Annotated in this window: 14 protein-coding genes and 3 tRNA genes (1 of these 17 cut by a window edge); 8 read left to right on the top strand and 9 right to left on the bottom strand. The window is 70.0% G+C overall.

Annotated features, from left to right (window positions below; translation table 11 throughout):
• From ACFWZ2_RS30530 to ACFWZ2_RS30500, 7 genes are all read right to left on the bottom strand, one after another.
• Positions 1-22, bottom strand: a tRNA-Glu gene (locus tag ACFWZ2_RS30530) (it extends 151 nt beyond the left edge of the window).
• A 62-nt stretch (positions 23-84) separates the two neighbouring features.
• Positions 85-157 (bottom strand) — tRNA-Glu (locus tag ACFWZ2_RS30525).
• 41 nt (positions 158-198) lie between these two features.
• A tRNA-Gln gene (locus tag ACFWZ2_RS30520) sits at positions 199-270 on the bottom strand.
• Between the two features lie 87 nt (positions 271-357).
• Positions 358-1,086 carry an HAD family hydrolase gene (locus tag ACFWZ2_RS30515; RefSeq protein ID WP_384551124.1) on the bottom strand — a complete coding sequence of 243 codons (729 nt, stop codon included), beginning with the start codon at positions 1,084-1,086 and terminating at the stop codon, positions 358-360.
• A gap of 172 nt (positions 1,087-1,258) precedes the next feature.
• The gene (gene gltX, locus ACFWZ2_RS30510; RefSeq protein WP_384551123.1) at positions 1,259-2,734 is read right to left on the bottom strand and encodes a glutamate--tRNA ligase; all 1,476 of its coding nucleotides are present in this window, start codon (positions 2,732-2,734) and stop codon (positions 1,259-1,261) included.
• Positions 2,727-3,515, bottom strand: a complete 789-nt coding sequence (locus ACFWZ2_RS30505; protein ID WP_384551121.1) for a fumarylacetoacetate hydrolase family protein — start codon at positions 3,513-3,515, stop codon at positions 2,727-2,729. Before ACFWZ2_RS30505 ends, gltX begins: the two co-directional genes overlap by 8 nt.
• 124 nt (positions 3,516-3,639) lie before the next feature.
• Positions 3,640-3,840, bottom strand: coding sequence for a hypothetical protein (locus tag ACFWZ2_RS30500; RefSeq protein ID WP_384551119.1), 201 nt, complete (start codon positions 3,838-3,840; stop codon positions 3,640-3,642).
• A 574-nt stretch (positions 3,841-4,414) separates the two neighbouring features.
• Here ACFWZ2_RS30500 and ACFWZ2_RS30495 point away from each other — a divergent pair.
• From ACFWZ2_RS30495 to ACFWZ2_RS30460, 8 genes are all read left to right on the top strand, one after another.
• Complete coding sequence (locus ACFWZ2_RS30495; protein ID WP_384551117.1) at positions 4,415-8,350, top strand: nitrate- and nitrite sensing domain-containing protein; 3,936 nt, start codon at positions 4,415-4,417, stop codon at positions 8,348-8,350.
• A 9-nt stretch (positions 8,351-8,359) separates the two neighbouring features.
• Positions 8,360-8,773 (top strand): roadblock/LC7 domain-containing protein, encoded by a 414-nt coding sequence (locus ACFWZ2_RS30490; protein WP_030787430.1) that lies wholly within the window; start codon positions 8,360-8,362, stop codon positions 8,771-8,773.
• A gap of 138 nt (positions 8,774-8,911) precedes the next feature.
• On the top strand, positions 8,912-9,316 hold the full coding sequence (locus ACFWZ2_RS30485; protein ID WP_361177631.1) for a DUF742 domain-containing protein: 405 nt from the start codon (positions 8,912-8,914) through the stop codon (positions 9,314-9,316).
• A complete protein-coding gene (locus ACFWZ2_RS30480) occupies positions 9,297-9,881 on the top strand; it encodes an ATP/GTP-binding protein (protein WP_384551114.1) in 585 nt (194 codons plus the stop codon). Before ACFWZ2_RS30485 ends, ACFWZ2_RS30480 begins: the two co-directional genes overlap by 20 nt.
• Before the next feature lie 339 nt (positions 9,882-10,220).
• Positions 10,221-13,406 (top strand): nitrate- and nitrite sensing domain-containing protein, encoded by a 3,186-nt coding sequence (locus ACFWZ2_RS30475; protein WP_384551112.1) that lies wholly within the window; start codon positions 10,221-10,223, stop codon positions 13,404-13,406.
• Between the two features lie 10 nt (positions 13,407-13,416).
• The gene (locus ACFWZ2_RS30470; RefSeq protein WP_384551110.1) at positions 13,417-13,830 is read left to right on the top strand and encodes a roadblock/LC7 domain-containing protein; all 414 of its coding nucleotides are present in this window, start codon (positions 13,417-13,419) and stop codon (positions 13,828-13,830) included.
• Positions 13,831-13,925: 95 nt separating this feature from the next.
• A complete protein-coding gene (locus ACFWZ2_RS30465; protein ID WP_384551108.1) occupies positions 13,926-14,516 on the top strand; it encodes a DUF742 domain-containing protein in 591 nt (196 codons plus the stop codon).
• A complete protein-coding gene (locus ACFWZ2_RS30460) occupies positions 14,497-15,081 on the top strand; it encodes an ATP/GTP-binding protein (protein WP_030361923.1) in 585 nt (194 codons plus the stop codon). The genes ACFWZ2_RS30465 and ACFWZ2_RS30460 overlap by 20 nt, the downstream gene beginning before the upstream one ends.
• Positions 15,082-15,232: 151 nt before the next feature.
• On the opposite strand, the gene ACFWZ2_RS30455 is transcribed toward ACFWZ2_RS30460, so the two are convergent.
• On the bottom strand, positions 15,233-15,424 hold the full coding sequence (locus ACFWZ2_RS30455; RefSeq protein ID WP_384551107.1) for an acyl-CoA carboxylase subunit epsilon: 192 nt from the start codon (positions 15,422-15,424) through the stop codon (positions 15,233-15,235).
• A 37-nt stretch (positions 15,425-15,461) separates the two neighbouring features.
• Complete coding sequence (locus ACFWZ2_RS30450; RefSeq protein ID WP_384551105.1) at positions 15,462-17,063, bottom strand: acyl-CoA carboxylase subunit beta; 1,602 nt, start codon at positions 17,061-17,063, stop codon at positions 15,462-15,464.
• Between the last annotated feature and the right edge of the window lie 63 nt (positions 17,064-17,126).

The raw sequence follows: 17,126 nt of genomic DNA, 5'->3' as shown, positions 1-17,126 counted from the left end.
TACGCCGCTACACAACGGGGGCCCTAGCGATCCTGCATCAGAAACAGTGGGTGCGACCCGATCTGTTCCCGCGGGAAGGATCTGTACCCCCGACCGGATTCGAACCGGCGCTACTGCCTTGAGAGGGCAGCGTGCTAGGCCGCTACACAACGGGGGCTTTGCGGATCAGGATCCGCGGTTGCAGATGAGCTCTGCGAGCTGGCCTACCAGGACTCGAACCTAGACTAACGGAACCAGAAACCGTCGTGCTGCCAATTACACCATAGGCCATCAAAGCGCAACCCCTTGCGGGGGTTTTGTTTGATGTGCGCTTCCCGGCCGGACCTTTCGGCCCTCTCGGGCGGCGCAGGAAGAACATTACCCGAAGGTGGACGGCGCTCCAAAACGGGTATCCGCCCGCAGCAGCGCGGGGAGCTCGGAGAGGCGCGTGATGCGGTGCACCCCCGACGGGCCTTCCTGCGCCGAGCCGTTGCGGTCCAGCCAGATCCCGACGAGGCCCGCGTCCCTGGCTCCCCTGGCGTCGATCTCCGGCTGGTCGCCGACGTACGCGACGACCGAGGGGTCGAGCCCCAACGTCGTACAGACGGCGAGGAACGCCTCGGCCGCGGGCTTGGAGACGCCGAGGTCGGCGGCGCACAGGACGGCCTCGAAGCGGTCGCGTACGCCGAGGACGCGCAGCTTGCGGTCCTGGACGACCAGGGCGGAGTTGGAGAGGACCGCGTGGCGGTAGTCGGCGGCGAGGGCGTCCAGGGCCGGGACGGTGTCGGGGAAGAGGGACCAGGCCGATTCGTAGTGACCGATGTAACGGGCGAACCAGGCGTCGGCGTCGGGGTCGGTCAGCGCGGGGATGCCGAGGAAGTCGCGCACGCGGTCGCGGCGCTGCTCCTGGAAGTCCGTCTCCCCCGCGCCGAAGCGGGCCCAGTGGCGCTCGGTGGTCTCCCGCCAGTGGGCCAGGGCGTGCTCCACGGACGCGTACCGCTCCAGGAGGCCCTCGGCGGAGAGGTGCGCGCGCAGTCCCGCGGCATCGGCACGCGCGTAGTCGAAGATCGTGTCATCTATGTCCCAGACCACCGCTTTGATCGCCATACGGCCGACGGTAGCCGCAGCTGCCGATCCCGGCTGGGGGTTCGGGGGTTATCCCCCGAAGAATGCAGTATCTATGTCCCAGACCACCGCTTTGATCGCCATACCGCCGACGGTATGCGAAGGGCCCGGCAGCCGTCTCGGCTTCCGGGCCCTTCGTTTCGTGCGGGGCGGATCAGGCGGTGAGCTTCGCCAGGGCCGCGTCGATGCGGGTCAGGGTCTTGTCCTTGCCCAGGATCTCGAGGGACTCGAAGAGGGGCAGGCCGACCGTGCGTCCGGTGACGGCGACGCGGACCGGGGCCTGGGCCTTGCCGAGCTTGAGGCCGTGCTCCTCACCGGCGGCCAGGACGGCCTCCTTGAGGGACTCGGGGGACGTCCAGTCGGCCGCCTCCAGCTGGGCGCGGGCCGTGCGCAGGAGTGCGTCGGAGCCCTCCTTCATGGCCTTGGTCCAGCTCGGCTCGTCGAAGACCGGCTCCGGCAGGAACAGGAAGTCGACGTTGTCCGTGATCTCGGAGAGGACCTTGAGGCGGGTCTGCGCGTGCGGCGCGATGGCCTGCCAGGCGGCCTCGTCGAAGTCGTCGGGGGCCCAGTTGGCGTGCGGGGCCTTCAGCCAGGGCTCGCAGGCCTCGGCGAAGGTCTTCACGTCCAGCATGCGGATGTGGTCGGCGTTGATCGCCTCGGCCTTCTTCAGGTCGAAGCGGGCCGGGTTGGCGTTCACGTCCGCGAGGTCGAACTTGGCGACCATGTCGGGGATCGAGAAGACGTCCTGGTCCGCGGAGAACGACCAGCCGAGGAGGGAGAGGTAGTTGAGCAGGCCCTCCGGGAGGAAACCGCGCTCCCTGTAGAGGTTGAGCGACGCCTGGGGGTCGCGCTTGCTCAGCTTCTTGTTGCCCTCGCCCATGACGTACGGGAGGTGGCCGAACTCGGGGATCGTCTTCGCGATGCCGAGCCCGATCAGCGCCTTGTAGAGGGCGATCTGGCGCGGGGTGGAGGAGAGCAGGTCCTCGCCGCGCAGGACGTGGGTGATCTCCATCAGGGCGTCGTCGACCGGGTTCACCAGCGTGTACAGCGGGGCGCCGTTGGCGCGCACGATGCCGTAGTCGGTGACGTTCTCGGCCTGGACGGTGATCTCGCCGCGGACCAGGTCGGTGAAGGTGGTGGCCTCGTCCGGCATCCGGAAGCGGACGATGTGGCTGCGGCCCTCGGCCTCGTACGCCTGCTTCTGCTCGTCGGTGAGGTCGCGGCAGTGGCCGTCGTAGCCGGACGGCTTGCCGGCGGCGCGGGCGGCCTCGCGGCGGACGTCCAGCTCCTCGGTGGTGCAGTAGCAGGGGTAGGCGTGGCCTGCGGCGAGGAGCTTTTCGGCCACGTCCTTGTAGATGTCCATGCGCTGCGACTGGCGGTACGGCGCGTGCGGGCCGCCGACCTCGGGGCCCTCGTCCCAGTCGAAGCCCAGCCAGCGCATCGAGTCGAGCAGCTGCTCGTACGACTCCTCGGAGTCGCGAGCCGCGTCGGTGTCCTCGATGCGGAAGACCAGGGTGCCCTCGTTGTGCCGGGCGTAGGCCCAGTTGAAGAGAGCGGTGCGGACCAGGCCCACGTGGGGGTTGCCGGTCGGCGAGGGACAGAAACGTACGCGGACGTTCGCGTTAGCCACGCTTGATCACCTTGTTGGTGAGAGTGCCGATGCCTTCGATGGTGACGGCGACCTCGTCGCCGACGTTGAGGGGGCCGACCCCTGCCGGGGTGCCCGTGAGGATGACGTCGCCCGGGAGCAGCGTCATGGCCTCGGTGATGTTCACGATCAGATCCTCGATGGGGTGGATCATCTCGCTGGTGCGGCCGAGCTGGCGCTGCTGGCCGTTGACCGTGCACTGGATGGTGAGGTCGTTGGCCGCGGCCAGGTCGATGTCCGTCTCCACCCAGGGGCCGAGCGGGCAGGCGCTGTCGAAGCCCTTGGCGCGGGCCCACTGCTTCTCGCGGCGCTGGACGTCGCGCGCGGTGACGTCGTTGGCGCAGGTGTAGCCGAAGATCACGTCCTTGACCCGCTCGCGCGGGACCTCGCGGCACATGCGGCCGATGACCACGGCCAGCTCGGCCTCGTGGTGCACCTCTTCGGAGAACGAGGGGTACGTGATGGCGTCGCCGGAGCCGATCATCGACGTCGCGGGCTTGAAGAAGGCGAACGGGGCGTCGGGCACCTCGCTGCCGAGCTCCTTGGCGTGCTCCGCGTAGTTGCGGCCGAAGGCCACGATCTTGTGACCGATGACCGGAGGCAGCAGCCGGACCTTGCTCAGCGGGACCTTGACACCGCTGAGCTCGAAGTCGGCGACGTACGGACTGCCCTTGATGATGTCGACGACGAGTTCGTCGGGCTTGTCGCCCTCGACCGCGCCGAAAGCGACATTGCCGTCGATGGAGAACCTGGCGATGCGCACGTGAGCGTTAGCCCCTTGCTGGGATGGGTGGAGTCGGACACTCCAGGCTAACGCGGGGGCCTGCGGCCTGCGTGCGACCTGCCCCCGGGTGACCTGGCGCTCATCGCCGCTGTGCGGCTCGTCCTCAGACGCCGGACGGGCTGGCCTGCTCCGGCGCGACCATGAGGATCGTGCGCTTGGGGTTGGCGGTCTGCGTCGGGAGTTCGACCGCGTGCTCCGGGAGCTCGGGGGCGGCCTGCATCTCGTCGGCGTCCGTGAGGTGCGCGAGAGTGGTGCGGCGCGGGTTGGCTATGTTGCGGAACATCGTCGACTTCACAGTCTTCATCTGTTGTTCGGACCCTGTCGGTTGGGGCGTCACACGGCGGACGCGGCTTGTCGGATTCGCCATCCCTGTAAAGCGTCAGGCTAAACATCCAATTCCCGGCCAAAGTCCGGAAGAGGCCATGATCTTCATGTGAGTTTGCTCACGGAGGAGCGGGCAAAACGGTCAATTCGCCTCGCCAGCTGGCCACTTGGAAACGGACATTGCGCCACTGAAGGCACCATTCCGCTCCTGATCATGAAGACTGGGACACCCCCTCCCGGTAGCGACTTTGGGGGAATGAGTCCGATTTCTCCTAGATCACTTTCTACGTCTCGTGACACCGCACTCACAACGCGTCACGTAGGTCGCGACGCGACACACGGGCCTTGTTGGAGATCCGGCACTGTGCTGGAATTCCCGGGACCGCCGCGGGATCGAACCGGCGCGCAGGGGCGCAACGCAGCGCCGAGTGGCGGCGGGAAGGGGGAGCAGCGCCGGTCACTCACGACCACCCATGGGGCGCCGCGCGCCCCACGACGCCGACACCGTCCCGCCGTTACGCGGAGGGACGCCTGGTCCAGAGGTTGCGACGCTAGTGCAGGGACGTTTCAAGAGGGATGGCAAGGGGTCTTCCCAGGCCGACCGCGGCCGAGGGGATGCTGCGGCGGAGCCGGAGCGCGGGACCGACCGCGGCTCCTCGCCCCAGCACGCTCAGAACCCCGGCCCGGGTGCGCCCGGTGACAGCGGCCCCGGCGCCGCGCGCCTGGGTGCGGGCACCGGTCCGACGGCCGCCCCGGCCAAGGGCAAGGGTGCGGGGGCCAAGACGCCCAGCGGCCCCGGCTCGCGAATAGCCCTGCGCAACTGGCGCATCTCCACCCGCCTCGTCTCGCTGCTCGCGCTCCCCGTGATCACCGCGACCTCGCTCGGCGCGCTCCGCATCAACTCGTCCATGGACGAGATCCAGCAGCTCGACAACATGAAGCTGCTGACCGAGATGACCAAGCAGGCCACCGAGCTGGCCGCGGCGCTCCAGGAGGAGCGCGACAAGTCGGCGGGCCCCCTCGCGCACGGTGCGAAGGCCACCGACTACACGGTCAAGGGCGCGCGCGACAAGACCGACCGCGTGTACCGGAACTTCCTCCAGGGCACCCAGGACCTCAACGACACCGACGGCGAGAAGGGCCTCCTCGGCGTCCGGCACAGCGCGGTCCAGATCACCCAGCAGCTCCAGGGGATCAACAAGGTCCGCAAGGACGCCTACAAGGACAACCAGTCGACCTCGCAGACCGTCGAGGCGTACAGCCAGCTGGTCGAGCAACTGCTCAAGCTCTCGCAGGACATGGCGCAGGCGACGAGCAACCCCGACATGATCCAGCGCACGCGTTCGCTGGCCGCCTTCTCCTCGGCCAAGGAGTACGCGTCCGTCCAGCGCGCGATCATCGCCGCGGCGCTGCCCGCGAACGACGACGACTACGGCAAGATCTCCGAGACCGACCGCACCTTCGGTCTCAGCGCCAACGAGAAGGAGCGCGCGGAGCTCCAGACGTTCAGCAAGATCTACGCCGGCAACGCCGACGAGCTGACCAGGCCGATCGACGGCGGCAACTCCTCGATCAAGGCCGCCAACGAGTACTCCAAGCGCGTACTCGAGCAGGAAGGCGGCATCAAGCTCCAGGACAAGCGGTCCTACAAGGACTGGGTCGACGCGGACACCACCAAGATCGACGCGATGTCCAAGATCGAGCTGACGCTGCTCGGCGAGATGGAGCAGAAGGCCCGCGAGCTGCGCAACGAGTCGGAGCAGTCGGCCATCCTCAACGGTGCGCTGATCCTGCTCGTGCTCGGCGTCTCGCTCGTCGGCGCGTTCGTCGTGGCCCGGTCCATGATCCGCTCGCTGCGCCGCCTCCAGGACACCGCGACCAAGGTCGCCCAGGACCGCCTGCCCGAGCTGGTCAAGCAGCTCTCGGAGTCGGACCCGCAGGACGTCGACACCTCCGTCGAGTCGGTCGGTGTGCACTCCCGGGACGAGATCGGCCAGGTGGCCGCGGCCTTCGACGACGTGCACCGCGAGGCCGTCCGCCTCGCCGCCGAGCAGGCCCTCCTGCGGGGCAACGTCAACGCGATGTTCACCAACCTCTCGCGCCGCTCCCAGGGCCTCATCCAGCGCCAGCTCTCGCTCATCTCCGAGCTGGAGTCCCGCGAGGCCGACCCGGACCAGCTGTCCTCGCTGTTCAAGCTCGACCACCTCGCGACCCGTATGCGCCGTAACGGCGAGAACCTCCTCGTGCTCGCCGGTGAAGAGCCCGGCCGCCGCTGGACCCGGCCCGTGCCGCTCGTCGACGTGCTCCGTGCCGCCGCGTCCGAGGTGGAGCAGTACGAGCGCATCGAACTGTCCGCCGTGCCCTCGACCGAGGTCGCGGGACGCGTCGTCAACGACCTCGTGCACCTGCTCGCCGAGCTGCTCGAGAACGCCACCTCGTTCTCGTCGCCGCAGACCAAGGTCAAGGTCACCGGTCACGCGCTGCCCGACGGCCGCGTACTGATCGAGATCCACGACACCGGCATCGGCCTCTCCCCCGAGGACCTCGCCGCGATCAACGAGCGGCTCGCGTCGCCGCCCACCGTGGACGTCTCGGTCTCCCGCCGCATGGGTCTGTTCGTGGTCGGCCGCCTCTCGCAGCGCCACGGCATCCGCATCCAGCTCCGGCCGTCCGACTCCGGTGGTACGACCGCGCTCGTCATGCTGCCCGTGGACGTCGCCCAGGGCGGCAAGAAGGCTCCCGGCAAGCCCGGCGCGCCCGCGCCGACCGGTGGTCCCGCGGCGGCCCAGGCCGCCGCGGGTGCCGCGGCCGCGCGACGCGGTGTCGGCGCGGGCAACAACGCTCCCGGTCTCGGTGCAGGACCCGGCCGCGGCGGTCCCGCGCTCGGCGGCGGCCCCGGTGCCGGTGCGCCGGGCGGTGTGGGCCGGCTCGGTGCCGGTGCGCCGCGTGGTCAGGTCGCCGGTTCGGGTCCGCGGGCCGCGCTGCCCGCGAGGGACACGGGACAGCGTCCGCCGTCGGCTCCGCAGGGCCAGGGCCAGCAGCCCGCGCTGCCGGGTCAGCCGCAGCAGGGCGACCGCTCCGGTGCGGGCGCCGGTGCCTTCGGGCAGCAGGGTGGCCGCGGTGACGCGGGCGCTCCGCAGCCGCCGGTGCCGCAGCAGCGCACGAACGCCATCAACGAGCCCGGCGACCAGGGCCGTCGGCCGCAGCTGCCGCCCCGCGGGGGGCCGCGCGCCGAGCTGCCCGGCGGCAACCCGCAGCCCCGCGTGCCCAGTTGGAGCGACGAGAACGCGCAGCCGCAGGTCTCGCGCGAGCCCTTCGACGCCCCGCGCGGTCACGAGGAGCACGAGTCCACCGGGCAGTTCGCGCAGCCCGCCGCCGACGATCTGCAGGGTCCCGGCTCCACCGCGCAGTTCGCGCGCCCCGACTTCGACGGCCCGCCGCCGGGTACGCCCGCGCCGCAGGACGACGCTTCGCAGGGCACCGGACAGTTCGTCCGCTCGGATGTGTTCGGCGGGCAGCAGGACGCCCCGCAGGCACCGGCGCAGGGCCTGCCGCAGGACCAGGGCGACGGCCTCGCGCCGCGCGGCGGCCGGGAGATGCCCGACTACACCGTGCCGCGTCCGCCGGCCCCGCGCCGCGGCCAGGGCGACCCGAACCAGGGCATCCCCCAGCAGCCGCAGACGTCCGCGCAGCAGCCGGGCCAGGCCCAGCCGCAGCACCAGGACCCGCTGGGCCAGGACGACCCGCTGGGTCTGGGCCCCGTGCAGACGCCCGCCGCCGGTCCGGGTGACGGTCGTACGCCGCTGTACGACACGCTGGAGACCAACTGGTTCCAGCAGCAGAACCAGCAGGCCGCGCAGCAGGACCAGGGCCAGGGTCAGCAGGCCCCGCAGGACGGTGGCCAGGCCCCCGAGCCCGTACGCCACCAGGCGCCCGAGCCCCCGCAGCGCCAGGCTCCCGAGCCGCCGCGTCGCCAGGCACCGGAGGCCCCGCAGCGTCCGCTCCCCTCGCGCCCCCAGCGCCAGGCCCCTGCCGCGCCCACCACCGGTGGCAACGGCGGGTTCAACGGATTCGGCGGGAACACCGGGACCACCGACAACACGGCGAACACCGGAAACACCGGAAACGCTGGAAACGCTGGAAACACCGGGGCCCCCGGCACCAGCACCAACGGAACCAACGGCAGCGGCACGCCCGCCACCTGGCGCAGCTCGCCCAACGACGAGCTGGGCCGCCAGGCCGAGCGCGTCCGGCAGCCCTCCGCGGGCGGCGTCACCACATCCGGTCTGCCGCGCCGCGTCCCGCGGGCCAACCTGGTCGCGGGCACGGCCCAGCAGCAGCAGGAAAGCACAGGTCCGCAGGTCTCGCGTGCGCCCGATGACGTGCGCGGCCGGCTGACGAATCTCCGTCGGGGCATCCAGCAGGGGCGCCAGGCCGGTACCGGCCAGACCGGCAGTTTCCCTCGCCCCACTCACCAGCAGGAGCGTTAGTTGAGTCCGATGAGCCAGGCGGCACAGAATCTGAACTGGTTGATCACCAACTTCGTGGACAACACCCCTGGGGTGTCCCACACGGTCGTGGTCTCCGCCGACGGCCTCCTTCTGGCGATGTCCGAAGGCTTTCCGCGGGACCGCGCCGACCAGCTCGCCGCGGTCGCATCGGGCCTGACCTCGCTGACCGCGGGCGCCTCCCGGATCTTCGAGGGCGGCACCGTCACGCAGACCGTGGTGGAGATGGAGCGGGGGTTCCTCTTCATCATGTCCGTCTCGGACGGCTCGTCCCTGGCCGTGCTCGCGCACCCCGAGTGCGACATCGGCCTCGTCGGGTACGAGATGGCGCTGCTCGTCGACCGAGCGGGCGCCGTCCTCACCCCGGACCTCCGCGCCGAGCTGCAGGGCAGCCTGCTCCACTAGCCGCAGGCTTCGAAGCTTCCGCCCCTTCGGCCGCCCCACCGACCGAACGTACTGACCAACCGTCCGGCCGCCACACTGCCCCCACCGGCTCTGTCAGACGGCACACGCAGATGACCTGCTGTCCCGCCCGGAGGATCCATGACCCCGCCCACCGCCTCTCACAACCCGTACGGCTCGGACGCGTCGTACGGAATGGAGGGCGACCAGCCGCTGGTGCGTCCCTACGCGATGACCGGCGGCCGGACCCGGCCCCGCTACCAGCTCGCCATCGAGGCGCTGGTGAGCACCACGGCCGACCCGGCCCAGCTGATGGGGCTGCTCCCCGAGCACCAGCGGATCTGCCACCTCTGCCGCGAGGTGAAGTCGGTGGCCGAGGTCTCGGCGCTCCTGTCGATGCCGCTCGGTGTGGCCCGGATCCTCGTGGCGGACCTGGCGGAGGCCGGGCTCGTCGCCATTCACCAGCCCGGCGGGGACGAGAACGCCGGCGGCCAGCCTGACGTGACACTGCTCGAAAGGGTGCTCAGTGGACTTCGCAAGCTCTAGCGGCGGAGCGACGACCCGCTCCACCACCAGCGCGAAAATCGTGGTGGCGGGCGGCTTCGGCGTGGGCAAGACCACGTTCGTCGGGGCGGTCTCCGAGATCAACCCGCTGCGCACCGAGGCCGTCATGACGTCCGCGTCCGCGGGCATCGACGACCTGACCCACACCGGGGACAAGACGACGACCACCGTCGCGATGGATTTCGGCCGCATCACGCTCGACCAGGACCTGATCCTGTACCTCTTCGGTACGCCGGGTCAGGACCGCTTCTGGTTCATGTGGGACGACCTCGTGCGCGGTGCCATCGGCGCGGTCGTGCTCGTGGACACCCGCAGGCTCGCCGACTGTTTTCCGGCCGTGGACTACTTCGAGAACAGCGGTCTGCCGTTCGTCATCGCCCTCAACGGCTTCGACGGTCACCAGCCGTACACTCCGGACGAGGTGCGCGAGGCGCTGCAGATCGGCCCGGGTACGCCGATCATCACGACCGACGCGCGACACCGTGCAGACGCAAAGAGTGGCTTGATCACGCTGGTCGAGCACGCACTTATGGCACGTCTCAAGTAGGCAGGGCCATACGGCAGTTGCCGTAGATCTCACGGAGCGATCTGTGTCCTTGGACACGACCGCCCGCCGTGTTCATAACGTTTCGACAGAGAATTGCCAGGTGACCGCCACACATCGCGGTCACCTGGTGTCGCTGTGCTCACAAGAGCCCCGCCTTTTGGCGGGGCTCGCTCTTTATGACCGATTTATCTGAGGCTTACACCACTTGGAACTTCCGCTTCCGACTGTTTGGAAGAGCGGCCCCTGACGTGCTGGAATGCGCTGAACTGCCCAGTAGCACGGGCCTTGGAGACGACAGCGGCACGACGTGAGTGCCGCCGCCGAGAGGTTGTTGGTCGAGTGAGGCGAAGCAAGCCGAGCCCCGCGGCACCCCCCACCGGGGACGCGCGGGGCAACTTCACCCCGCCGCCGCGCGCGGCGGCGTCCCCCGTTGACCCGGCCGCATCCGGCACCGAGCCCGTGGCTCCCTCCGGCGGACGGATGTCGCCCCGCAACTGGCGTGTGCCGACCCGGCTGAACGCGATCCTGCTCATACCCGTGCTCGTCGGCCTGGTCATGGGCGGCTTCCAGGTGAAGGGCTCCATCGACACCTGGCACGAGGCCCAGGACGCCGAGAACACCGCCCGCCTGGTGCGGGCGTCCCTCGACTACGGCAACCGCCTCATCGAGGAGCGCGACATCTCCGCCGCCCCGCTGCTCAAGGGCGACCGGGACAACGCCGCCGTGCTCAAGGCCCGCAAGGCCACCGACCGGGCGGCCGCCGACTTCAAGGCGGCGGCCGAGAAGATGCCGGACAAGGAAGGCCTCAACCGCCGCCTCGAAGGCTTCCACAAGGTCGAGCCGAAGCTCGCCGCGCTGCGGCAGGCCGCGTACACCACCAAGCTCCCCGGTGTGAAGACCGAAGAGGGTTACGTCGCCATCCAGCACCCCCTGATGGAGTTCGCCAACGAACTCGGTCTGGGCACCGGCAACATCACCAGCTACGGCCGTACCGTCTACGCGATCTCGCTCTCCAAGGCGGCGCTCTCCCTGGAGCGCTCCATCGGCACGCACCTGCTGGTCAAGCCGGGCCCCGGCACCGGCTCGCTGACGCTGCAGCGCACCTCGCTCTCCTCGTACGCCTACCTCGAGCGCATCGCCATCGAGGAGTACACCGGCGGCGGCACCCCCGAGGACGTCGCCAAGCTGGAGGACGCCAAGAAGGAGCTGACGGCCGCCGGCGAGAAGCAGGCCAAGGAGGCCGCGGCCGCCGCGAAGGGCCAGGGCAGGACGTTCGTCCCGCCGCCCTCGCAGGAGAAGATGGTCGCGGCCCTCGTCAACCTGCCGAGCACGCAGCCCAGCGCGCGGGTCGAGCTGGCCGGCGACGGCATCACCCGTGAGACGTGGTGGGCCACCACCACCGCCAAGTTCGACGCGTACCGCACCATCGAGTCGGACCTCGCCGACAAGGCCGTGGACGAGGCGTCGGACATCGCCGCCACCGCCCAGCGCAACGCGTACATCACCGGCGCCATCGTGGTGCTCGCGCTGCTCGCCGCGTTCATCCTGGCCGGGCTCATGGCCCGCCAGATGTCCCGCTCGATGCGCCGCCTGCGCACCGCCGCCTTCGGCATCGCCGAGCAGCGCCTGCCGATGCTGGTCGACCAGCTCTCCAGGACGGACCCGGGCCGCGTCGACACCCGGGTGGAGCCCATCCCGATCACGTCCACGGACGAGATCGGCGAGGTCGCCCGCGCCTTCGACCAGGTGCACCGCGAGGCCGTGCGGCTCGCCGCCGAGCAGGCCCTGCTGCGCGGCAACATCAACGCGATCTTCACCAACCTGTCGCGCCGCAACCAGTCGCTGATCGAGGGCCAGTTGACCCTCATCACCGACCTGGAGAACAACGAGGCCGACCCGGACCAGCTGGAGAACCTCTTCCGCCTGGACCACCTGGCGACCCGTATGCGCCGCAACGGCGAGAACCTCCTCGTCCTCTCCGGCGAGGAGCCGGGCCGCCGCTGGGACCAGCCGGTGCCGCTGGTCGACGTGCTGCGCGCCGCCTCCTCCGAGGTGGAGCAGTACGAGCGCATCGAGCTGGCGGGCGTGCCGGAGGCCGAGATCCACGGCCTTGCCGTGACCGACCTCGTGCACCTGCTCGCCGAGCTCCTGGAGAACGCCACCACGTTCTCCTCGCCGCAGACCAAGGTCCGCGTCACCGCGACCCGTCTTCCCGACGGCCGCGTCATGGTCGAGATCCACGACAAGGGCATCGGCCTGACCGCCGAGGACTTCGCGGACATCAACCACAAGCTGGCCAACCCGCCGACCGTGGACGCCGCGATCTCGCAGCGCATGGGCCTGTTCGTGGTCGGCCGGCTCTCCGACCGGCACGGCATCCGCGTCCAGCTGCGCCCCTCGGGCGAGCAGGCGGGCACGACCTCGCTGGTCATGCTGCCGGACGGGATCACCCACGGTGGCGGTGGCGAACACCACCCGCAGGACCCCGAGTTCACCGTCTCCTCGATCATCCCCGAGCAGCAGGCCCTGGAGGCCGAGCCGCTGCGCACGGCCGCGGAGCTCGGCTTCGACGACAGCCGCTACCACGGCGACGGCGCCGAGACGGGTCCCGAACTCGACCCGGTCGGCCGCTCGTTGATGCGCGAGGAGCGCCGCGCGGCCCTGGAGGCGCAGGCCGGTCACCGTCCGCTCTTCCGCGACGAGGTCGAACCGCAGGGCCAGGCGCAGCAGTTCCAGCAGCAGGGCGCGTACGAGCAGGGCGCGTACGAGCAGGGTGGGTACGACCAGGGCGGTGCGCAGGCTCCCGCGTACGACGGGCAGGGCGGCTACGACCAGCAGCAGACCGCGTACGACCAGCAGATCGGCTACGACCAGGGCCAGCAGGCGTACGGGAACGAGCAGTACTACCCGGCGCCGGACGGCTACCAGGACCAGCAGGTCAGCTATCCGGAGCGGGCCCAGCAGGACGACTGGCCCACCCGGGACGGATACCAGGACAACTATCAGGCCGAGTACGCTCCGGATCCGGAATCTGCTCCGGCCGCTCCCGCGGACGATGCGGAACGCGTAGGCTTCGACCGGCCGGGGCCGGTCCCGTCCACCGTCCACGAGATGACCGACGCGGGCCTCCCGCGCCGTGGCTCCACCGCTCCCGGCGGCAACGGAAGCGCCCCTGTCGGCGCCGTCGACGAGAGCAGGAACGCCACCGTCAGCAGCGACAGCGGCAGCGATGATGAATGGCGTTCGTCGAACGACGAGCGCTGGCAGCGAGCCGAGCGCCTCAAGGAGCCGAAGGCGGGCGGGGTCACCTCGTCCGGGCTCCCGCGGCGGGTGCCCAAGGCCAATCTGGTCGAGGGCACCGCGGAACAGACCCCACAGGGCGGCCCCCAGGTCTCCCGCGACCCCGAGGACGTACGGGGCAGGCTGAGCAACCTGCGCCGCGGCGTCCAGCGGGGACGCACTGCAGGCAGTGACACGAATGGCCAGGGCTTCAGCCCTGATAGCACCTACAACCAGGAGCGTTAGTGTGAGCCCGATGAGCCAGGCGGCGCAGAACCTGAACTGGTTGATCACCAACTTCGTGGACAACACCCCCGGGGTGTCCCACACCGTGGTGGTCTCCGCCGACGGACTCCTTCTGGCGATGTCCGAAGGCTTCCCCCGCGACCGGGCCGATCAGCTCGCCGCGGTCGCCTCGGGTCTGACCTCGCTGACCGCCGGGGCCTCCCGGATCTTCGAGGGCGGCTCCGTGACCCAGACCGTTGTGGAGATGGAGCGAGGATTTCTCTTCATCATGTCCATCTCCGACGGCTCCTCCCTCGCCGTACTCGCCCACCCGGATGCGGACATCGGTCTCGTTGGGTACGAAATGGCACTTCTTGTCGATCGCGCGGGCAGCGTCCTCACCCCGGACCTGCGTGCGGAGCTCCAGGGGAGCCTTCTCAACTAACAGACAGACGGTGCGTTTTCGCGCCTCGTGGCCGTAAGGTTTCGGGACGCGGCTCCACAGTGATGGTGCCCGGCACAGTTGGAGGAGGAAGCAACGTGGCAACACCCCCAGACGGTTCGTCATCGGCGCACTGGTCCCCTGGTCGCGGCCAGGGCGGCCAGCACGACGGCGGCCCGAACCGGTACAACTTCCCCTCCGCGCCGAGCCACCGCCGCCAGCCGTACGCGCAGCCCCAGCAGCCGCCCCAGCAGCCGGGACCACGCCCCTACGACCAGCAGCCCGGCCGGATCCAGCCGGTCCAGCCCCAGCGGCGCGCCCCCGAACCGGCGCCCGCGGGGTCGGCGAACAACCCCCTGGTGCGCCCGTACGCCATGACGGGCGGCCGCACCAGGCCCCGCTACCAGCTCGCCATCGAGGCGCTGGTGCACACCACCGCACAACCGCACCAGCTGCAGGGCCAGTTGCCCGAGCACCAGCGGATCTGCAACCTGTGCCACGAGATCAAGTCAGTGGCTGAGATCTCGGCACTGCTCTCCATCCCCCTCGGCGTCGCCCGGATCCTCGTAGCCGACCTGGCGGAGGCCGGACTCGTCGCCATCCATCAGCCCGGCGGCGACGAGTCCGCCGGCGGCCAGCCAGACGTGACACTGCTCGAAAGGGTGCTCAGTGGACTTCGCAAGCTCTAGCGGCGGAGCAACAGCCCGCTCCACCACCAGCGCGAAAATCGTGGTGGCGGGCGGCTTCGGCGTGGGCAAGACCACTTTCGTCGGGGCGGTCTCCGAGATCAACCCGCTGCGCACCGAGGCCGTGATGACGTCCGCGTCCGCGGGCATCGACGACCTCACCCACACCGGAGACAAGACCACCACGACGGTGGCCATGGACTTCGGTCGCATCACCCTGGACCAGGACCTGATCCTGTACCTCTTCGGTACGCCGGGGCAGGACCGCTTCTGGTTCATGTGGGACGACTTGGTCCGTGGCGCCATCGGCGCGGTCGTCCTGGTCGACACGAGGCGGCTCGCCGACTGCTTCCCCGCCGTCGACTACTTCGAGAACTCCGGACTTCCCTTCGTCATCGCCCTCAACGGCTTCGACGGCCACCAGCCGTACACGCCCGACGAGGTCCGCGAGGCGCTGCAGATCGGCCCGGACACGCCGATCATCACGACCGACGCGCGACACCGCGCCGATGCCAAGAGCGCGCTGATCACGCTGGTCGAGCATGCGCTGATGGCACGTCTTCGCTGACGCTCACGCTGTACACGGCCGAGGGCGGGGCCGGTTCACCACGAAAGCGGTGAACCGGGCCCGCCCTCGGCCGTGTTCGCCCACCGCAGGAACGACTGAGCCCCGCCCTCCCGAAGGAGAGCGGGGCCCGAAGTCAGCAGCCGGACGGGGCTCAGCCCTGCCAGCTGTGCGGGGCGCGGAAGCCCGGGGTGCGCTCGAGGCGGCGCCAGCCGGCCTTGTCGCGGCCGCGGCGGGCCGGGGCGGCGGGCTGCGCGGCGGCGCGGGCCAGCAGGACGGCGGTGATGGCCGCGACCTCTTCGGGGTCGGCGTGACCCTTCTCGACGCGGATGTCGGGAGTAGTCATGTGCAGCGTTCTCCTTGTGGGCTACTGCGGCGCAGGGTTACTGCGGAGGGTTGCCGTGCTTGCGCGAGGGCAGGTCGGCGTGCTTGTTGCGGAGCATCGCGAGGGACTTGATGAGTACCTCGCGGGTCTCGGCGGGGTCGATGACGTCATCGACGAGGCCGCGCTCCGCCGCGTAGTAGGGGTGCATCAGCTCGGCCTTGTACTCCTTGACCATGCGTGCGCGCATGGCCTCGGGGTCCTCGGCGGCGGCGATCTGCCGGCGGAAGATCACGTTGGCGGCGCCCTCGGCGCCCATCACCGCGATCTCGTTGGTCGGCCACGCGTAGGTCAGGTCCGCACCGATGGACTGCGAGTCCATCACGATGTACGCACCTCCGTAGGCCTTGCGCAGGATCAGCGAGATCCGCGGCACCGTCGCGTTGCAGTACGCGTACAGCAGCTTGGCGCCGTGCCGGATGATCCCACCGTGCTCCTGGTCGACGCCGGGCAGGAAGCCGGGGACGTCCAGCAGGGTGACGATCGGGATGTTGAAGGCGTCGCACATCTGCACGAAGCGGGCGGCCTTCTCGGACGCCTCGATGTCCAGGACACCGGCGAGCGACTGCGGCTGGTTGGCGACGATGCCGACGACCTTGCCGTCCAGGCGGGCCAGGGCGCAGATGATGTTGCGCGCCCAGCGCTCGTGGATCTCCAGGTAGTCGCCGTCGTCGACGAGCTCCTCGATGACCTTGGCCATGTCGTACGGCCGGTTGCCGTCCGCGGGGACCAGGTCGAGCAGGACGTCCGAGCGGCGCTCGGCCGGGTCCTCGGACTCGTGCGCCGGCGGGTTCTCCCGGTTGTTGGAGGGGAGCATCGAGATCAGGTAGCGGACCTCGGCCAGGCAGGTCTCTTCGTCGTCGTACGCGAAGTGGCACACGCCCGACGTCTCGGCGTGCACGTCCGCGCCGCCCAGACCGTTCTGGGAGATCTCCTCGCCGGTCACCGCGCGGACCACGTCGGGTCCCGTGATGAACATCTGCGAGGTGTCGCGGACCATGAACACGAAGTCGGTGAGGGCGGGCGAGTAGGCCGCGCCGCCCGCGCACGGGCCGAGCATCACGCTGATCTGCGGGATGACGCCGGACGCCTTGGTGTTGCGCTGGAAGATGCCGCCGTATCCGGCGAGGGCGGAGACGCCCTCCTGGATGCGGGCGCCCGCGCCGTCGTTCAGGGAGACCAGCGGCGCACCGGCCGCGATGGCCATGTCCATGATCTTGTGGATCTTGGTGGCGTGGGCCTCGCCCAGGGCGCCGCCGAAGATCCGGAAGTCATGGGCGTAGACGAAGACCGTGCGGCCCTCCACCGTGCCCCAGCCGGTGATGACACCGTCGGTGTACGGCTTCTTCGCCTCCAGGCCGAAGCCCGTGGCGCGGTGCCTGCGCAGCTGCTCGACCTCGTTGAACGAGTCCGGGTCGAGAAGCAGCTCGATCCGCTCGCGTGCGGTCAGCTTGCCCTTGGCATGCTGTGCCTCGGTCGCCTTCTCGCTGGGCCCGCGCAGCGCCTCCGCACGGATCTCGTGCAGTTCGGCCACGCGTCCGCGTGCGTCGGTGGGTTCACCCGCCGAATCACCAGCGGAAGCGGTCTCGTCCAAAACGGTCATGGATCGACCTTACGGAGCACACCAAGGGAAACGGACCGTCGACTCTGTACAGTCTCCGGGCCG

It is taken from the genome of Streptomyces sp. NPDC059002, from assembly GCF_042740435.1.
Taxonomy (GTDB): domain Bacteria; phylum Actinomycetota; class Actinomycetes; order Streptomycetales; family Streptomycetaceae; genus Streptomyces.
The sequence above is the reverse complement of the archived record's forward strand: the minus strand, read 5'-3'. Positions and strand labels throughout refer to the sequence as shown.